Origin of the sequence: Actinoplanes sp. NPDC020271 (genome assembly GCF_044388125.1) — a bacterium.
Classification (GTDB): domain Bacteria; phylum Actinomycetota; class Actinomycetes; order Mycobacteriales; family Micromonosporaceae; genus Actinoplanes.
Genome location: NZ_JBIRWQ010000001.1, coordinates 77,426 through 94,982, shown reverse-complemented (window position 1 = coordinate 94,982; position 17,557 = coordinate 77,426). Strand labels below are relative to the sequence as shown.

At 70.7% G+C, this 17,557-nt stretch carries 15 protein-coding genes; 7 read left to right on the top strand and 8 right to left on the bottom strand.

Annotation, left to right across the window (positions count from 1 at the left end; translation table 11 throughout):
* Positions 1 to 16 precede the first annotated feature (16 nt).
* The 3 genes from ACH442_RS00385 to ACH442_RS00375 all read right to left on the bottom strand — a co-directional run bounded on the left by ACH442_RS00385 (position 17) and on the right by ACH442_RS00375 (position 2,136).
* Complete coding sequence (locus ACH442_RS00385) at positions 17 to 436, bottom strand: PleD family two-component system response regulator (protein WP_396120380.1); 420 nt, start codon at positions 434 to 436, stop codon at positions 17 to 19.
* 78 nt (positions 437 to 514) lie between these two features.
* On the bottom strand, positions 515 to 1,696 hold the full coding sequence (locus tag ACH442_RS00380; protein ID WP_396120379.1) for a globin domain-containing protein: 1,182 nt from the start codon (positions 1,694 to 1,696) through the stop codon (positions 515 to 517).
* The gene (locus tag ACH442_RS00375; protein WP_396120378.1) at positions 1,696 to 2,136 is read right to left on the bottom strand and encodes an RrF2 family transcriptional regulator; all 441 of its coding nucleotides are present in this window, start codon (positions 2,134 to 2,136) and stop codon (positions 1,696 to 1,698) included. The genes ACH442_RS00380 and ACH442_RS00375 overlap by 1 nt, the downstream gene beginning before the upstream one ends.
* A gap of 134 nt (positions 2,137 to 2,270) precedes the next feature.
* Here ACH442_RS00375 and ACH442_RS00370 point away from each other — a divergent pair, with 134 nt between their 5' ends.
* Both ACH442_RS00370 and ACH442_RS00365 read left to right on the top strand, forming a co-directional pair.
* Positions 2,271 to 4,295, top strand: a complete 2,025-nt coding sequence (locus ACH442_RS00370) for an ATP-binding protein (RefSeq protein WP_396120377.1) — start codon at positions 2,271 to 2,273, stop codon at positions 4,293 to 4,295.
* Between the two features lie 67 nt (positions 4,296 to 4,362).
* A complete protein-coding gene (locus ACH442_RS00365) occupies positions 4,363 to 5,592 on the top strand; it encodes an ATP-binding protein (RefSeq protein ID WP_396120375.1) in 1,230 nt (409 codons plus the stop codon).
* A 220-nt stretch (positions 5,593 to 5,812) separates the two neighbouring features.
* Here ACH442_RS00365 and ACH442_RS00360 read toward each other — a convergent pair whose 3' ends face one another.
* Together ACH442_RS00360 and ACH442_RS00355 are read right to left on the bottom strand one after the other, a co-directional pair.
* Entirely contained in the window at positions 5,813 to 6,607 is a 795-nt protein-coding gene (locus tag ACH442_RS00360; RefSeq protein WP_396120374.1) for an isocitrate lyase/phosphoenolpyruvate mutase family protein, read from the bottom strand.
* A 406-nt stretch (positions 6,608 to 7,013) separates the two neighbouring features.
* The gene (locus ACH442_RS00355) at positions 7,014 to 9,341 is read right to left on the bottom strand and encodes a PAS domain S-box protein (protein ID WP_396120373.1); all 2,328 of its coding nucleotides are present in this window, start codon (positions 9,339 to 9,341) and stop codon (positions 7,014 to 7,016) included.
* A 140-nt stretch (positions 9,342 to 9,481) separates the two neighbouring features.
* On the opposite strand from ACH442_RS00355, the gene ACH442_RS00350 reads away from it, so the two are divergent.
* Complete coding sequence (locus tag ACH442_RS00350) at positions 9,482 to 10,060, top strand: cadmium resistance transporter (protein WP_396120372.1); 579 nt, start codon at positions 9,482 to 9,484, stop codon at positions 10,058 to 10,060.
* Between the two features lie 9 nt (positions 10,061 to 10,069).
* A complete protein-coding gene (locus tag ACH442_RS00345) occupies positions 10,070 to 10,951 on the top strand; it encodes a hypothetical protein (protein ID WP_396120371.1) in 882 nt (293 codons plus the stop codon).
* A 65-nt stretch (positions 10,952 to 11,016) separates the two neighbouring features.
* Here ACH442_RS00345 and ACH442_RS00340 read toward each other — a convergent pair whose 3' ends face one another.
* From ACH442_RS00340 to ACH442_RS00330, 3 genes are all read right to left on the bottom strand, one after another.
* Positions 11,017 to 11,595: a hypothetical protein gene (locus ACH442_RS00340; protein ID WP_396120370.1), complete on the bottom strand. Its 579-nt coding sequence runs from the start codon at positions 11,593 to 11,595 to the stop codon at positions 11,017 to 11,019.
* Positions 11,596 to 11,615: 20 nt separating this feature from the next.
* Positions 11,616 to 12,809 carry an ATP-binding protein gene (locus tag ACH442_RS00335; RefSeq protein WP_396120368.1) on the bottom strand — a complete coding sequence of 398 codons (1,194 nt, stop codon included), beginning with the start codon at positions 12,807 to 12,809 and terminating at the stop codon, positions 11,616 to 11,618.
* Positions 12,810 to 12,935: 126 nt separating this feature from the next.
* Positions 12,936 to 13,922 (bottom strand): hypothetical protein, encoded by a 987-nt coding sequence (locus ACH442_RS00330; protein WP_396120367.1) that lies wholly within the window; start codon positions 13,920 to 13,922, stop codon positions 12,936 to 12,938.
* Between the two features lie 159 nt (positions 13,923 to 14,081).
* Here ACH442_RS00330 and ACH442_RS00325 point away from each other — a divergent pair, with 159 nt between their 5' ends.
* Genes ACH442_RS00325 through ACH442_RS00315 form a run of 3 tightly spaced genes read left to right on the top strand, consistent with a single transcriptional unit; the run spans position 14,082 to position 17,508 of the window.
* A complete protein-coding gene (locus ACH442_RS00325) occupies positions 14,082 to 15,494 on the top strand; it encodes a family 2B encapsulin nanocompartment shell protein (RefSeq protein ID WP_396120366.1) in 1,413 nt (470 codons plus the stop codon).
* 2 nt (positions 15,495 to 15,496) lie between these two features.
* Positions 15,497 to 16,657 (top strand): family 2 encapsulin nanocompartment cargo protein terpene cyclase, encoded by a 1,161-nt coding sequence (locus ACH442_RS00320; RefSeq protein WP_396120365.1) that lies wholly within the window; start codon positions 15,497 to 15,499, stop codon positions 16,655 to 16,657.
* Positions 16,654 to 17,508, top strand: coding sequence for a geranyl diphosphate 2-C-methyltransferase (locus tag ACH442_RS00315; protein WP_396120364.1), 855 nt, complete (start codon positions 16,654 to 16,656; stop codon positions 17,506 to 17,508). The genes ACH442_RS00320 and ACH442_RS00315 overlap by 4 nt, the downstream gene beginning before the upstream one ends.
* The last annotated feature ends 49 nt before the right edge of the window (positions 17,509 to 17,557 follow it).

Sequence of the window (17,557 nt, the reverse complement as noted above, 5' to 3'; positions counted from 1 at the left end):
CCCCTTGGCAAGATCCTTAAGCGTCGCGGGGCAGGAGCCAGCCGACCCGGCGGACGAGATCCGCCGGGTTGAGCGGTTTGGCCAGGTATTCCTCGGCGCCGGAGACGTACGCCAGGTCGATGTCGGTCTCGGTGGCCGTGCCGCTCAGCATGATCACCGGGATGTCGGCGGTGGCCGGGTCGGCGTGCATCCGGTAGCAGACGCTCAGCCCGTCCATGCCCGGCATGACGATGTCCAGGATCACCAGGTCGGGGTGGGTCGCGCCGACCACGGTCAGCGCGGTGCAGCCGTCCGCCGCGGTCACCGTGTGGTAGCCGGCCATCTGCAGTTTGAAGCTCACCAGGTCACGAACGCTCTCGTCGTCGTCGGCGACCAGGATGGTCGGCCCGACCAGCGCGGGGCGAAGGACAGGAGCGGATTCCAGGACGGCGGTCATGCTGACTCCCAACGTCTTCGGTTGAAGTGCCCGCAGACATCGGCCCTTGATCCGCCCCGGCCAGGTAAACCAGAGTTGCTACTGGGGTGCGGACTGCCACTGCTCGGAGCCGAACACCTCGTAGCGGATCCGCTCGTCCGGCACGCCTCGCCGGTGCAGACCGGCCCGGACGTGCTGCATGAACGGGACCGGGCCGCACAGGTAGACCTCGGCCTCCGGGTGCAACGGGATCTCGTCGACGTCGATGCGGCCGGTGCTGTCCTCGTACCAGATCTGGCTCTTGAAGGTTTGCAGACGCGTCGCGTGGTGCGCCATGTCGGCCCGCAGGGGGTGCCGATCGGCGCTGCGGTCGGCGTGCACGGCGACCACCTCGCGAGCCGGGGCGGTGCGGGCCACGTGTTCCAGGACCGCCGCCATCGGGGTGATCCCGACGCCCGCGCTGACCAGCAGCAACGGTGTGTTTCCGGGTTGCAGGACCAGATCCCCGTACGGCTGGCTCAGCCGCAGTTTGTCGCCGGCCTCGACCCGGTCGTGCAGGAAGCTGGAGATCAGCCCGTCCGGGGCGCCCGCGCGGCCACGCACCCGGCGCACCGTGATCCGCAGCGTCCCGCTGCCCGGGGCCTGGGACAGCGAGTACTGCCGGAGCTGGCGCGAGCCGTCGGGCAGGTCCACCGCCACCGTCACATACTGCCCCGGGACGAAGTGCGGCGCGGGCTCACCGTCGACCGGGGCGAGCAGCAGCGACACCGTGTCCTGGGCCTCGGCGACCTTGGTGACCACCAGGTAGTCGCGCCACGGGTCGGTGCCCTCCACCCCGGCCTCGGCGTAGATCCGCGCCTCCCGCCCGATCAGCCGGGCCGCGAACAGCCAGTACACCTCGTCCCAGGCGGCGGCGATCTGCGGTGTGACCGCGTCGCCGAGCACCGTGCCGACCGCGCGGAGCAGGTAGCGCCCGACCGTCGTGTACTGCTCGGGGCGGATCCCGAGGGCGCAGTGCCGCTGGGCGATCCGCTCGACGATGTGGTCGAAGACCACGGCGTCCGGCCCGGCGCCGATCAGGTGCGCGGCGAACGCGGCGACCGCACCGGCCAGGGCCTGCCGCTGCTCACCGGTGGCCTGCGCGCTGCGGTTGAACAGGTTCGCCAGCTCGGGGTTCTCGCCCAGCATGGTCGAGTAGAACTCGCCGGTGATGGCGTCGAGGTGCGCGCCGACGACGGGCAGGGTCGCCTCGACCACGGAGACGCTGGTTGCGGACAGCATTACTGACCTCCTGAGGAGATGCTGAGCAGCGTCTCGCGCACGGGAGGCGCGGCGAGATCGCCGATGGTGATCGGATCCAGTGCGGCGTAGAACGCCTCCTGCGCGACCCGCAGTGCGCCCCGGAGCCGGCAGTTGCCGCGCAGCGGGCAGGGCGGGGCCGGGTCGCCGTCGCAGTCGACCACCTCGGCCGCCCCTTCCAGGGCCCGGACCAGGGCGCCGACCGACTCGCCCCGCCCCGCGGCGGCCGGCCGCACGCCGCCACCACGACCGCGGACCGTTTCCAGCAGGCCGCGGCGCTGCAGCGTCTGCACCACCTTGGCCAGGTGGTTGCGCGGCACGGCCAGGGAGTCGGCCAGCTCGTCGACGGTGAGCCGGTCGGCCCGCGCCGCGCTGAGCATCAGCACGCGCAGAGCGATGTCGGTGGATCGGTTCAGTCGCACGGGTCGACCGTACTTTAAAAAGGTATATGAGATGCCTCTTTGAGAGAGGTCTCACGTCCCCGATGTTCAGCGATTCACCGTCCGTGCCGAAGTGGGAGGTAGGAGCAGACCGGCCGACCCCGAGGCGATCCCCGATGACGTTTTCGATGGTGCCCAGCACCGTGCGCTACGCGATGCTCTACCTCGTCGCGATCGGGGCGGGACAGCTCACCGTCCTCGGCAAGCCGGACGCCTCGCCGGTGATCTGGCCGGCCACCGCGGTCGCCGCGGTCTGGCTGGTCAACCGCAACGACGCGCTCGGGCGCTGGATCGACGTGTCGGTGCTCGGCGTGCTCAGCGCGGCGGCGCTGGCGATCGGTGACAGGCCGGTCGTCGCCCTCATCCACGGCGGCGCCGCGATGCTCGAAGCGCTCCTGTTCGCCATCGCGGCCGGCCGCTGGCTGCCCGGCGTCTGGACGTCCGGCGGGCGGCCCCTGACCACCCTCGACGACCTGCAGCGGGTGGTGCTGGTGGCGACCGTCGCGGCGCTCGGCGGAGCGGTCCTCGGCGGGCTCGGCGAAGAACTGGTCACCGGCGACCACTCGGTCACCACGATCGCCGTCTGGCTGGTCCGTGACGTGGTCAGCGTGCTGATCTTCGGCGCCGCCGCCCGCCGTCTGAGCGACATCACCCGGGACCGGCAGGTCTGGCTGGAAGCGGTGATCATCTACGCGCTCTCGGCGGCCGCCTACTTCTACGTGTTCTCGGTCAACCAGCGCCTGCCGATCGGATTCGTGCTGCTGGCGATCACGGTGGTGGCGGCGGGCCGGCTGCCGACCGTGCTGACGATCGGGCACGTCATGGTCTTCGGCACCACGGCGGCGGTGTTCACCCAGCACGACCACGGCCCGTACGCCGCGACCGGCTCCAGCAACCTCATCGTCCAGCTCTTCGTCGCGGTCCTCGCCCTGGTCGGGCTCTCGCTGGCGTTCAGCCGGGACGAGCGGACCGGCCTGATCGCACGCCTGCGCGCCTCCGAGCACGAGGCCACCGAGAAGGCCGGCCTGATGACCACGATCATCAACTCGATGACCGAGGGCCTGGCCATCCTCGACCAGCACGGGCACCTGGTGCTGCGCAACCCGGCCGCGGGCCGGCTGCTCGGCACCACCAACCAGGTCGGCGGCGGCGCCGCGCTCGGCAGCGACTACGGCTTCTTCCACCCCGACGGCGCCCCGCTCACCGACGCCGAACTGCCCTACCAGCGGGCCCTCGGCGGTGAGGACGTGCAGCCGATGGACGTCCTGATCCGCAACGCGGCGGTGCCCGAGGGCCGGATCGTCCGGTTCAACGTCGCCCGGCTCGCCAGTCCCGGCGGCATCCAGCACGTCGTGGTCGTCTTCCACGACGTGACCGCCGACCGCCGGCACCGCGACGAGCTGATGTCGTTCGCCGGCGTCGTCGCGCACGACCTGCTCAACCCGCTGACCACCATCGAGGGCTGGGCCGAGGTGCTGGAAGCCGAACTCGCCGGGTACAAGCCGGCCGAGCGGGTCAGCCGGATCCAGCGGGCCGCCGCGCGCATGCGCACGTTCCTGAACGGGCTGCTCGCCTACACCGCGGCCCGCGACGGCAAGCTGATGCCGACCACGATCAACCTGCAGCTGCTGCTCACCGACGTCGCCAACAGCCGGTACGACCAAGCCGAGAGCAAGGGCAAGCAGCCCCCGCAGTTCGCGTTCGGCCCACTCGACGCGGTCGAGGCCGACCCGGTGCTGGTCCGGCAACTGTTCGAGAGCCTGATCGACAACGCCCTCGACCTGACCCAGCCCGGCGTCCCGCCGCAGATCAGCGTCGCCGCGCAACCCGCGCCGAACGGCATGCTGCGCATCGACATCCTGGACAACGGCCGTGGGATCCCGGCCGGGATGCGCCAGGCCGTCTTCACCAACTTTCACCGCGGCGAGGGCTCCGCCGGGTCCGGGCTCGAACTGGCCGTCTGCAAACGGATCGTGGAACGGCACGGGGGAACGATCGAGGCGACCTCCAACCCGTACGGCAGCGGCACCCGGATGACGTTCACACTGCCGGCCGGGCGCTCGGCGTACGCGCGAACCCTGGAGAACCAGTGGCAGCACCGTCCGCAGGCCACCGGAGCGACCACCCTGCACCCCGGATAGCCCTCATCACCGGCGTGCGCCGACCGACCAATAGCAGTAACGGAACGCGGCTCAAGGGAGACTCCGGATGGCGGGCACGCAGTATGCCGGCGCGACGCTGGAACAGCAGCGTCTTGCCGCCCTCCGGGGCTACGAGATCCTCGACACGGACGCCGAGCAGGACTTCGACGACATCGTGACACTGGCCGCGCAGCTCTGCGACAAGCCGATCGCCCTGATCAGCCTCGTCGACGCGGACCGCCAGTGGTTCAAGGCACGCTTCGGCACCGACGTCTGCGAAGGCCCGCGCGACACCTCGCTCTGTACCCACGCCATGTTCGACGAGAACGTCATGCAGGTCCCGGACGCGCTGCTCGACCCGCGTTTCGCGAACAGCCCGACGGTCGTCGGCCACCCGCACATCCGCTTCTACGCCGGCGCGCCGCTGATCACCTCCGACGGCCGGTCGCTCGGCACCCTCTGCGTCGCCGACCGCGAACCCGGCCTGCTCACCGAACCCCAGCGGCACGGCCTGCGCGCGCTCGCCCGGCACGTCATCACCCAGCTCGAACTGCGCAAATACGCCCGCGACATGCACTCCCTGCACCAGCGTCTGCGCAACGCCGAGCAGATGAAGGACGAGTTCATCGCCCGCGTCAACCACGAGTTCCGCACGCCGCTCACCGCGATCAACGGCTACCTGGAGATGCTCGGCGACCCCGAACTGCCCTCGGAGAGCCGCGACGGCTTCGTGCAACGCGTCCAGCGCAACTCCGACCGCTTGCTCGCCCTGGTCAACGACATGCTGCTGGCCGCGCAGGTGAGCGCCGACAGTCGCGAGTTCCGCCGGGTGCCGGCCGACCTGGCCGCGCTCGCCCACACCGCGGTCGCCGCGAACCGCCCCCTCGCCGACGCCAAAGGCCTGACCATCACCGCCGAGACCAGCGGACCGGTCTTCGCCGACGTCGACGTCCTGCGGATGGGCCAGGCCCTGGAACGCCTCATCCTCAACGCGGTCAAATTCACCGACAGCGGCTCGATCACGGTCCGCGCCGAAACCCGCGACGGCCACGCGATGCTGCTGGTCCGCGACACCGGCATCGGCATCAGCGAGGACGACCAGACGCGCGTGCTCGCCCCGTTCCGCCGCTCCGCCGACGCCGAACGCAACGAGGTCCAAGGCCTCGGCCTGGGCCTGGGCATCGTCAAAGCGATCAGCGAAGGACACGACGGCGAGGTCCGCATCGAAAGCCGCCCCGGCGAAGGCAGCACGATCAGCATCGCCGTCCCCTTGGCCGGCCCGTATCCCGACCTCTGACAAGCCCGAAGATCAACTACTTCATGGCCTGTCTCCGCTGTGGTCCCGATCGTCGCTCCCGCGGGGACCCTTCCGGGCCTCGCAGGGCCGTGGCCGGCCCTGAACGCAAGGCCCGCAAGGGCGACCTCCGTCGGTGGTCGCGCTCAGAGCACCAAACCCGGCCACACCGCCCGCCCGGTGTCGAAGCGGCGCTCGCGGACCGTGAGGTGCGGCTCGGTGGTCAGGCGGGGAAGGCGGACTCGATCTCGTCGTCGCGGAGGGAACGGGTGCGGAACGTCGTGGTGCCCGCGGTGAGGAGTTCCTGGGCGGCGTCGCGCACCGCGCCGTAGGCGGCCCACGCCAGGGCGCCACCCGTGGAGACCCGGCGGACACCCAGCTCGGCCAGTTCCGGGACGGCCGGCGCCCCGCCGACGGCCAGGACGTTCACCGGGGCGGGGACCTCCGTCACCACCCGGGCGATGTCGGCCGGGGCGCGCAGGCCGGGGGCGTAGACGACGTCCGCGCCGGCTTCCCGGTACGCCCGGAGGCGCGCGATCGTGTCGTCGAGGTCGTCGTGCCCGTACAGATGGTTCTCGGCCCGCGCGGTCAGCACGATCCCGTGACGCTCGCAGGCCTCGGCGGCCGCGGCCACCCGCTCGGCGCCGGACGTGAGGGTCTCCAGCCGGTCGCCGGCCGGGTCGTAGTCCTCGATCGAGATGCCCGCCGCACCGGCCGTCGCCAGCAGGCCGACCGTCTCACGGATGCCGGCCGCGGTCTCGGCGAAGCAGCGTTCGGCGTCCACGTTCAGCGGGACCTCGACCGCCGCGGTCAGCGCGGCCACGTGCGCGACCAGTTCGTCCCGGGTGACGTGCTGGTCCTGCTTGCCGAGCGTGGCCGCGAACCCGGACGACGTGGTCGCCAGGGCCACGAAGCCGAGGCTCGCCAGCAGCCGGGCCGAGCCGGCGTCCCACGGGTTCGGCATGATGAACGTGCCGGCCTCGTGCAGTTGCTGGAAACGTTCACGCACCGCACTCACGCCGTCACCTCCGCTTCGCTCCGGCGCCGACGTGGGTGGACACCTGAGCCCGATGATGCGCTCGCAAGATCGCTCATGGCCCGACCCTAGACGGTCAGAATCACCTTGGCGCGGGCGTGTTCCGCCTCCAGGTAGTGGATCGCGGCGGTTACCGCCGGTGGAGACGCCGCCGCCGGACAGGACGAGCGTGCCGCTCGGCGTGAGCGGGCTGCGACGACCAGTTCGAGTTCGAGTTCGCGCTGGACCTGCTGCTGGACGGCTTCGAACGCCTGCTCCGTCGACTGTGGACAAGTTGTCCACAGCGGGAGGTGACCCACTTGTCACGGGTCGGCGGCTGCCCACGCTGAACGCATGACCGTCGAACAGCACCGCAAGAAGCACACTGTCCGGGTCCCGGGCCGCGGCGTCACCCGATTTCCAGGTGCAGCATGAACACGCTGCCGGTCGGCTCGCCGGGCCGGTAGCCGACGTGCCCGCCGTTGGCTTCGGCGAGGCTGGCCACGATGTGCAGTCCCAGGCCGTGCCCTTCGGCCGCGGTCCCGGATGCCCGGGTGTATCGCTCGAACAGGTGCGAGCGCAGCTCGTCGGGCACGCCCGCGCCTTCGTCGTGCACGCCGATCCGGGCCTCACCCTCGACGACGGTGACGGTGAGCGCGGTGGCCCCACCGCCGTACTTCCGGGCGTTGGTCAGGAAATTGACGATGATCTGGCGCAGGTGCGCGGGGTTGACCAGCACCGTCACGTCCTCCGGGCAGGTGATCGGCACCTCGGTGTCGGCCGCGTCCACCGCGTCCCGCAGGGCCGGGACCAGCTTGACCGGCTGGCGCACCGCGGACAGTTCCCCGGCGTCGAGCTGGCACATCGCGAGCACGTTGTGCCGCAGTTCGTCGATGCGGTGTGCGCCGGTGATGATCCGGGCGGTGAGGTTCGCCAGGGCCGGCGGCAGGTCCGAGTCGCTGAGCACCTCGCCGTAGCCCATGATCGAGGTCAGCGGCGTGCCGATGTCGTGCGACAGCATCCCCATCAGGTCGAGTTTCAGCTGGTTGGCACGGAGCAGTTGCTCGTTGCGTTCGGCCAGGACGGTCTGCGCGGCGTCGCGTTCGCGCTGGGCCCGGACCTGTTCGGTGATGTCCTGCACGATGCCGATCAGGTGCAGCGGCCGCCCGTCGGCGTCGCGGATCAGGCGTACCCCGGTCTGCACGTCGATGGCGTGACCGTCGGCGTGCAGCAGACGTTTGACCTGCTCGTACGAGTCGCCCTCCCCGGCGAAGAGCCCGGCGAGCGCGTCGGTGTCGCCGTCCCGGTCGTCGGGGTGGGTCAGCAGGATCACGCCGTAGCCGGCGAGGTCGTTCGCGGATCGGCCGACCATCCGTGCGTACGCGTCGTTGACGTGCAGAATGTTCCCGTCCAGCCCGACGATCACCTGCCCGATCGTGGACTGGTGGAACTGCACCCGGAAGCGTCGTTCGCTCTCCTCCCGGGCCTGTTCGGCGCGCCGCCGCCCGGTGATGTCGGTGTTCGTCTCGACGATCTCGACCGGCCCGCCGTCCGTGGCCGGTCGGCACACGTGGCGGCTGAGCGCCACCACGATCTGCCCGTCGGATCGCCGATGTTCCAGCTCACCGCCCCACGAGCCGGTCTCCTCCAGAGCCTGTCGGACGTCGGCCAGCCCGGTCGGGAAACGGGTGGAGAGCAGCCGGTGGATGTTGCGTCCGACCGCGGCGCCGGCCGGCCAGCCGTACATCTGCTCGGCGCCCTGGTTCCAGAAGCGGATCGTCCCGTCCGGGTCGCGCACGATGATCGCGGCCGGCGCCGCGTCGATCAGTTCGGCTTGGCGTCGCAGCTGCTCCTCGGCGGCCCGGCGGGCGCTGATGTCGTGCAGGAACGCGTGGAACACCGGCTGTCCGCTGGTCACGTTCGTGGCCTGGAGGGTGAACTCGACCGGGAACCGGCGCCCGTCCCGGTCGATCGCGGGCAGTTCGAGCCGCTGCCCGGCCAGCGCCGACGTGCCGGTCTCGCGCACCCGGTCCAGCCCGCGGCGGTGCGCGTCGCGCAGTTCCTCGGGCACGATCAGCTTGCTCAGGTCGGTGCCGGTGGCCTCGTCGCGCAGCCAGCCGAACAGCCGCTCGGCCGCCGGGTTCCACTCCTGGACCAGGCCGTCGGCGTCGATCGACACGTAAGCGTCCTGGGAGACCTCCAGGATTCGCCGTACGACGGCGGAGGTTTCCTCCGCGTGCTGCGCCGCCCGCACCAACTCGATCTCCGACGCGACCGCCGCGGCGAGGTCCTCCAGGACTTCCAGGTCGTGCTCGGACCATTCGCGGGGGGTGTCGTGGATCGCGCAGAACGAGCCGAGGGTCTGCCCGTCCACCCGGATCGGCATTCCGGCGTAGGCGACCACCCCGATCTCGTCGACCGCCGGATTGTCCCTGACCAGCGGATGTTCCCGGGCGTCGGTCACCACGAGCGGCCGATCGTCGTTCACCACGTGCTGGCAGAAGGAGTGCGACAGCGGCGTCTGCCCGAGTTCGGCCCACGGCGACGGCAGCCCGACCTGGCTCGCGAACACCTGCCGGTCGTCGAGCACGAGCGACACCAGCGCGGTCGGCGCCTCGAGCAGCCGCGACGCCAGCCGGGTCAGCCGTCGCAGCCCGGGCGCCTCGGTCCGGTCGAGCAGCCCGGTCGCGCGCACGGCCGCCACCCGCTCCGGCCTGTCCAACCGACGCACTGCCACGTTTCGTTCTTCGGCAGTCGCGAGGGGGAACTGAGTGCCGCCTTTGTCATTTTTCAACCGATTTCCCGGTACGCCGTAGCCCCGCCGCACCCCCGTGAACCGCTCGGGCAGGATGGTCGGACGGCGGCGAAAGGGACGGCATGAGTCTGGGCATCATCGGTCAGGCGATCGGGCTGTTCGCCGTCACGAACGTCGACGACCTGCTGATCCTGGCCCTGTTCTTCGGGCGCGGCGCCGGCCGTCGGCACGTGGTGCGGGATGTCGCACTCGGGCAGTACCTGGGTTTCGCCGCGATCCTGGTGGTGGCGGGCGCCGCCGCGTTCGGTGCGACGTTCCTGCCGGAGCGGGCGGTGCCGTTCCTCGGCCTGCTGCCGCTGGCCCTGGGCGTCAAAGCGGCCGTCCAGGCCTGGCGGCACCGCCATGACCAGGACGAAGAGCAGGAGTCGACGGACAACGGGCCGCGCCCGCTGGAGGTCGCGGCGGTGACGTTCGCCAACGGCGGGGACAACATCGGCGTCTACGTCCCGGTGTTCGCCACCGCCGGCGCCGGCGGGATGACGACGTACGCCCTGGTGTTCTTGATCTTGGTGGGAGTCTGGGTCGCGGCGGGACGCTTCTTCGCCACGCGCCCACTCATCGCCCGTGCCCTGGGCCGCCGGGGCCACGTCCTGCTACCCGTCGTCCTGATCGGTATCGGTCTTCTGATCCTGTTCGGTTAGCGTGGGCGCATGTCCACTGTGTGGTTCGTGGGGGTGTCGACCGGGCAGTCGCTGATCAACCGGGCGTTCCCGCTCTGGATGGCCGACCTCGGACGTGACGTCCGGCTCGTCGGGCGCGACCTCCCGGTCGGGGCGTCGGCTGACCAGTATCGGACGCTGGTCGAGGAGCTGCGGGCCGACGACAACGCGCTCGGCGCGGTGATCACCACCCACAAGCTGGCGCTGCTGCGGGCCGCCCGGGACCTGATCGACGAACTCGATCCGCTGGCGGCCGAGTGCGGCGAGGTCAATGTGCTGCGGCGAAAGGCGACGACCATTGCGGCGTACGCCCGTGACCCGCTCTCGACCGGCCGCGTCGCCGACGAGATCTGGCCCTCCGGCGACCAGCTGATCTGCCTGGGCGCCGGCGGGACAGCGATCGCTGTCGGACGTCACCTGCTGTCCCGCCCGGTCCCGCCGAGCCGGCTGACGTTCGCCGACCCGGACCCCGCGGCCGGCCGCCACCTGCGCGAGGTGCTCGCCCCGTGGGCGGCCCGGTCCGGCGCCGCCCTCGACGTCGTCACCGGCCCCGGCCCGTGGGACGCGCTGGTCGCCTCCGGCCCGCCCGGCACGCTGGTCGTCAACGCCACCGGCCTCGGCAAGGACCGCCCCGGCAGCCCCGTCACCCCGGCCGTCACGTTCCCGCCCGCCGCCGTCGTCTGGGAGCTCAACTACCGCGGTGACCTGGCCTTTCTGCGTCACGCCCAAACCCAGAAGACCCTCGTGCCGTACGACGGCTGGTCCCTGTTCTGCCACGGCTGGGCCGCCGCCCTCACCCCCGTCCTCGCCCTCCCGGACGAGCCCACCACCGCCACCCGCTTCGCCGAGTTGGCCGCCCCGCTCCGCCCCTGACAACCAGCCCTGGGAGCGACGCGCGCCGCTTGCCGGCCCGGGCGCGGAGGTCGCGGCGGGATGGGTCAGGGGACGGCGCCGAGCATGGTGAGGATGTCGGTGAACATCGTGGTGGTGGCGACCGGGTTCAGGTGCTCGGCCTGCCACCCGCGGCTGCGCACCCCCTGCAGGACGGCGATCATCGTGGTCCGCACGGTGCGCAGGGTGGCCGGGGAGAGCAGCACCGCCGACGTCCCGTCGGCGTGCGCGGCCCGGGACGCGGCGCCGAGCGCGACCAGCGCCGCGGCCGAGCCGTTGAGGATCTGGGCGACGTGCAGCCGGTCCCGGTCGAGGTTGAAGGCGGCGACGTGGACGGCGAGCCCGAGGCCGGCCATCAACCGCCCGGTTTCGTCACCGCTGAGCACCGCGGGCATGGTCGCCGAGTCGTCCTCGACCGCGGCGGCGCTGTCGCCGAAGCTGGTGATCATCTCGGCCGCGACCGCGGGTGGGATCGGCCGGTCGCCCGAGCCGGCGCCGGGGAACTCGCGGCGCAGGGCGGCGTCGACCGCGTCGCGGATCACGTATCGCGGGACCACGCGCCCCTGGTCGGCGAGTCGCCGCATGATCGCCGCGACGACGTCGTCCGGGGTCATCGGCGGCTCCATCCATCTACCGTATCCCGGGCTCAGACCGCGCCGGGCAGGGTGACGCGAGCGGTGGTGCCATTCCGGTCGCCGGTCACCTCGAGTGAACCGAGGTGCGCGGCCAGCGTGCTGCGGGCGATCGTCAGGCCCAGCCCGACGCCGGGGACGGCCTGTTCACGGGCGTGCCGGCCGCGGTAGAACCGGTCGAAGACGTACGGGAGTTCGTCCTCGGGGATTCCCACGCCGCGGTCGACGATCTCGACCGTGGGCTGCGGGGTGCCGGTGATCCGGACGATGATCGGCCGGTCGGCCGGGGTGAAGAGCATCGCGTTGCGCAGCAGCTGCTCGACGGCGTGGGCGAGCCGGGCCAGGTCGGCGCGGACCGGCACCGGCGGCCCGGGCCGGACGTCGATCGGCTCGGCCCGCAGCGCGGCGAGCGCCCGGCAGGAGGTGAGCGCCGCGGCGACGACGGTGTTCAGGTCGACCGGGCCGATCGGGGCGGGCAGCGGCACGTCGGCCGGGCGGGTGCCGGCCAGGATGTGGTCGACCATCGCGACCAGGCGCTGCCCGTTGCGGTGGATCGGTTCGACGAGCCGGCGGTACGGTTCCAGGTCGTCGTTCTCGGAGAGCAGTTCGAGGTATCCCTGGATGCTGGCGACCGGGGTCCGCAGTTCGTGCGTGATCGTGGCGACCAGATCGTCCTCACGTTGCGCCGCGCGGGCCAGGTGGTCGCCGAGTTCGGCCATCCGCAGCCGGCTGCGGATGGCGGCCAGGTGCTGCGAGGCCTGCCCGGCGAAGGTGGTGAGCGCGTCGATCTGCCGGTCGGCGACGTCCCGCGGCTCCTCGTCGATCACGCACATCGCCCCGAGCACGTAACCGTCCTCGTCGATGAGTGGGGCTCCGGCGTAGAACCGGATGTTGGGCGCCTCGAGCACGTTGCGGTAGGCCGAGAATCGTGGGTGCCGCGTGGCGTCGGGGACGATCAGCGGCTTGCGGGACGGGACGAGCGTCGCGCAGAACGAGACGTCGAGCGGGGTCTCCTTGTCGGCCAGGCCGACGTTGCCGGCGAACCACTGCCGGTCCCGGTCGACCAGCGAGACCGCGGCCATCGGGGTGTCGAACATGGTGGCGGCGAGCCGGGTCAACTCGTCGAGCACGGGCGGCCGCGGCTGGTCCAGTACCTGGTACGTCCGCAGGGCGGCCAGCCGAGCCTCGTCGTCGACCTCGTCGCTCATGCCTGACCATCGGCTCCGCCCCGGCATTGCTGAGGATCATCACACCCCGGCGAAGCGGAGCCCGGTGTCGCCGGGACCGTCACTCGTGCGGGGCGGAGCCGCGTCCGGCCGTACCCGGAAAGGGTTTCAGGCCTTGCGGGCGACGGCGTGCTTGCCGGAAGCGGTGACGGTCCAGGCCGCGGCGGCCTTGGTGAACGGGTTCTTCGCGCTGATCCGGACGCCGCCCTTGATGTCGGTGACCAGCAGGACCTTCGCGTCGAAGGTGTCGTTGAGCGCGGTGACCTCCGAGCGCGTCCACTTGCGCAGGTCGGCGACCTTGACGGTCTTCTTCTTCGACTTGGTCTCGACGGCCTTGGCGCTGACGGTGGCGGCCTTCTTCACCTTGCCGGCCATGTCCAGGTAGGCGAGCGCCAGGACCAGGTTCTTCACGCTGATCGTCTGCGCGTTGGTCGGCAGGGTGATCGTCTGCGGGCCGTAGTTCCAGGTGAACGCCTGGTCGAGGGTGCCGGCCTCGACGGCTTTGGCGGCGGTCAGCACCCCGCCCGAGTTCACCATGAAGGTGATCGACAGGTGCTCGTCGTCGGTGTACGAGTAGTCGGTCGTCCCGTCGTCGTGCACGGTCTTCGTGCCGGCGTGGGCGGCGTCCTGCACGACCAGCAGGGACGGGACCGGCAGGTTGCCGTTCGACCAGTCGTTCAGGGTCAGTTTGGTGTCCGTCTCGAACACGTAGCGGGCGGCCGGGTGGCCGGCCATGGCGACCGCGGCCCGCTCGTTCTTGCTGTTGAAGTGTATCCACTGGCCCTTGCCGGCCTGGGCGAAGACGCCGGCCGTGCCGATGGCCCCGGTCACGCTGAAGTAGCCGGTCCCGTGCGCGGGGTCGCTGGCGAACTTGGCCGTCCCCTTCTGCGCGGTGCCGCCCTCGGAGTAGCTGACCTGCAGGTCACCGCCGTAGCCGGGCAGTTCGGCCGGCGCGGTCGTGCCGGCCACGCCCTTGAGCGCGGCGGACATCTCCGCGGCGGTCAGGGGTGTGGTGGTGTCGGCGGCGAGCGCGGCGCCGGGCGCGGTGAGGATGCCGGCCGCGAGCGAGGCGGTGGCGAGAAGAGCACGAAACACCTGCGGTGTCCTTTCTGTACGGGTAAGAACCGAGATCGAGCCTAGAAGTGCTGGTCAGGACCCGTGTGCAGATTCCGGGAAACCCGACAAACTCCCCGGACGGTGCGATAAAACGACCAAGAGGCAGCAGGTCTGAAAACCGACGAACGGGGTACGACGGTGGCGACTCCTACGCAGTCCGAGATCCGCGACGACGAGCAGGAACAGCAGCGGCGGCAGAGCCTCAGCACGGCGGCCGCGCGGAACCTCACCACCACCACCAAGACGGTTCCGCAGATGCAGGAGATCACCTCCCGCTGGCTGCTGCGCAAACTCCCGTGGGTCCAGGTCGCCGGGGGTGCCTACCGGGTGAACCGGCGCATGACGTACCGGATCGGGGACGGCCGTCTCAGCTTCACCAACGTCGGGGCCCAGGTCCGCGTCATCCCGGCTGAGCTGCGGGAACTCTCCGTGCTCAGCGAGTTCGACGACGCCGAGGTGCTCGCCGCGATGGCCGACCGGTTCGTCCAGCAGGAGTACCAGCCGGGCCAGGTGATCGTCGAGTTCGGCTCGGTCGCCGACCAGGTCTACCTGATCGCCCACGGCAAGGTCAGCAAGATCGGCGTCGGTGCGTACGGCGACCCGGTCAACCTGGGCGTGGTCGCGGACGGTGAGGCGTTCGGCGAGCAGTCGCTCACCGACGACGCCGGGATCTGGGACTACACCGCCAAGGCGATGACCGCGGTGACCCTGCTGACCATGCCCCGCTCGGCCTTCACCGAGCTGCTCGGGCAGAGCGACCAGCTGCGTACGCACTTCGACAAGTTCCGGGCCAAGAACCGCCGGCCGCAGAACAAGCACGGCGAGGCGGCGATCGCGGTGGCCGCCGGGCACAAGGGGGAGCCGCAGCTCGACGGTACGTACGTCGACTACGAGCAGACGCCCCGCGAGTACGAGTTGAGCGTCGCCCAGACCATCCTGCGCGTGCACACCCGCGTCGCCGACCTCTACAACGAGCCGATGAACCAGCTGGAACAGCAACTCCGGCTGACCGTCGAGGCGCTGCGCGAGCGCCAGGAGTACGAGATGATCAACAACCGCGAGTTCGGCCTGCTGCACAACGCCGACCTGCGGCAGCGCATCCACACCCGCAGCGGCCCGCCGACCCCGGACGACCTGGACGAGCTGCTGAGCATGCGCCGCTCGACCAAGATGTTCGTGGCCCACCCGCAGGCCGTCGCGGCGTTCGGCCGGGAGTGCACCAAGCGTGGCATCTACCCGCCGATGGTGGAGCGGGACGGCGGCACGTTCCTGTCCTGGCGGGGCGTGCCGATCCTGCCCTGCGGCAAGATCCCGGTGACCGAGACGCACACGACGTCGATCCTGGCGATGCGGACCGGCGAGGCGGAGCAGGGCGTGGTCGGGCTGCACCAGACCGGGATCCCGGACGAGTACCAGCCGAGCCTCTCCGTGCGGTTCATGGGGATCAACGAGCAGGCGATCATGTCGTACCTGGTCAGCGCGTACTACTCGGCGGCGGTGCTGGTGCCGGACGCGCTGGGCATCCTGGACCACGTCGAACTGTCGCACTGATCATGATCGTGACCCGGCTGGCGCCCGAGCCGTCGCTGCGCGACCTCGGACGCACGATCCTGTCCGACTTCGACCATGCGCCGCCCGCGGATCTCGGCGTGGTGATGAAGGCTTCTCACGACGTACGGCGGAAATTTGATCTTGATTTGAAGGGTCTTGGCACGTCGGCGGTGCGGGCCTTCAAGCCGCAGTCGGCAGAAGAGGGGCCGCAGCTCTTCTGCCCCGGGCCGGTGCGGGACGACCGCGCGCTCGGGGCGCAGGTCAACGAGGCGATGGTGCGCTGGGCCGAGGAGATCGGGATCTACGCCGGGCGGCTCGACAAGCTGCGCCAGGCGGATTTCGGCCGTTACATGATGCTGGCGCACCCGAACACCAGCGACCCGGACCGACTGCTCGCCGCCACGAAATGCCTGGTCGCGGAGTGGGCGGCGGACGACTACTACGTGGACGAGGTGTCGCTGGGTGCTGACCCGGCGGTGGTCGGGTCACGGCTGGCCAACCTGTACGCGGTGGTCGATCCGGCGTCGCTGCCACGGAAATACGCAGCTCAGAAGGACGCGCACCACGAACTCCAGCCGATCTCGACGGCATTCCGCACGGCTGTGGAACACCTGGCGCGGTACGCGAGCATCACTCAGCTGGCCCGCTTCCGGCACCAGGTGGCGATCCTCTTCCTGGCCTGGACCGAGGAAGCCGACTGGCATCACAACCGGCGCACGCCGCCGGTCTGGGAGTACCTGGTGCAGCGGCACCTCAACAGCTACCTGCCGCCGATGATCCTGATGGACGTGCTGGGCGGTTACGAGCTGCCGCCCGGCGAGTTCTTCCACCCGCGGGTCCGCGAGGCGTTCACGACCGCCGGCACCGCCGCCGTGCTGATCAACGACCTCTACTCCGGCAAGAACGAGTCCGAGACCGATCACAACCTGCCGAACGTGCTCGTCGCCGAGGACCGGCTCACCCACCGGGAAGCGGTGTTGCGCACGGTGCAGATCCACAACGAGCTGATGAGGGCGTTCGTGAGTCAGGCCGCGCACCTGAGCGCGACCGGATCGCCCACCCTGCGCCGTTTCCTCGCCGACACCTGGGCCTATCTGGGCGGCAGCCGGGAGTGGCACGCGACCAGCGGCCGCTACCACGATTCCAAGGAGGAAAGGTCATGACGACCACCGCCATCTCCCCGTTGCGCACCGACTTCGAGCGTTCGGTGGCGAACTACTGGAACACCAACCGGGTCGACCCGGTCAACCTGCGGCTCGGCGAGGTCGACGGGCTCTACCACCACCACTACGGCGTCGGCGAACCCGACTGGGGTGTCCTCGACGGACCGGCCGAGACCCGTGATCAGCGCATCGTCGCCGAACTGCACCGGCTGGAGAACGCCCAGGCCGACCTGCTGATCGACCATCTCGGACCGATCAGGCCGACCGACGCGCTGCTCGACGGCGGGTCCGGACGCGGCGGCACCAGCATCATGGCCAACGCGCGCTTCGGCTGCCGGGTCGACGGCGTGTCGATCTCGGAATACCAGGTCGGTTTCGCCAATGAGCAGGCCGCCTTGCGCGGTGTCTCGGACAAGGTCCAATTCCATTTCCGGAACATGCTGGACTCCGGCATCGCGGCCGGCAGCCGGCAGGCGATCTGGACCAACGAGACGACGATGTACGTCGATTTGTTCGACCTTTACGCGGAATTCGCCCGCATGCTTCGCTTCGGCGGCCGTTACGTCTGCATCACCGGTTGCGCGAACGACGTGACCGGGCGGCGCTCCAAGTCCGTCAGCCGGATCAACGAGCACTACACCTGCGACATCCACCCGCGCAGCGATTACTTCAAGGCGCTCGCGGCGCACGATCTCGTCCCGATCAACGTGGTCGACCTGACCGCGGCGACCATTCCGTACTGGGAGATGCGCGCCCGCTCGGAGGTCGCCACCGGGATCGAAGAAGCTTTCCTCACGGCGTACAAGGAAGGTAGTTTCCACTACCTCCTGATCGCCGCCGACCGGGTCTGACCACCCCGGTCGGAATTGCCGCCGCCGGGGGCCTCACCGCCCCCGGCGG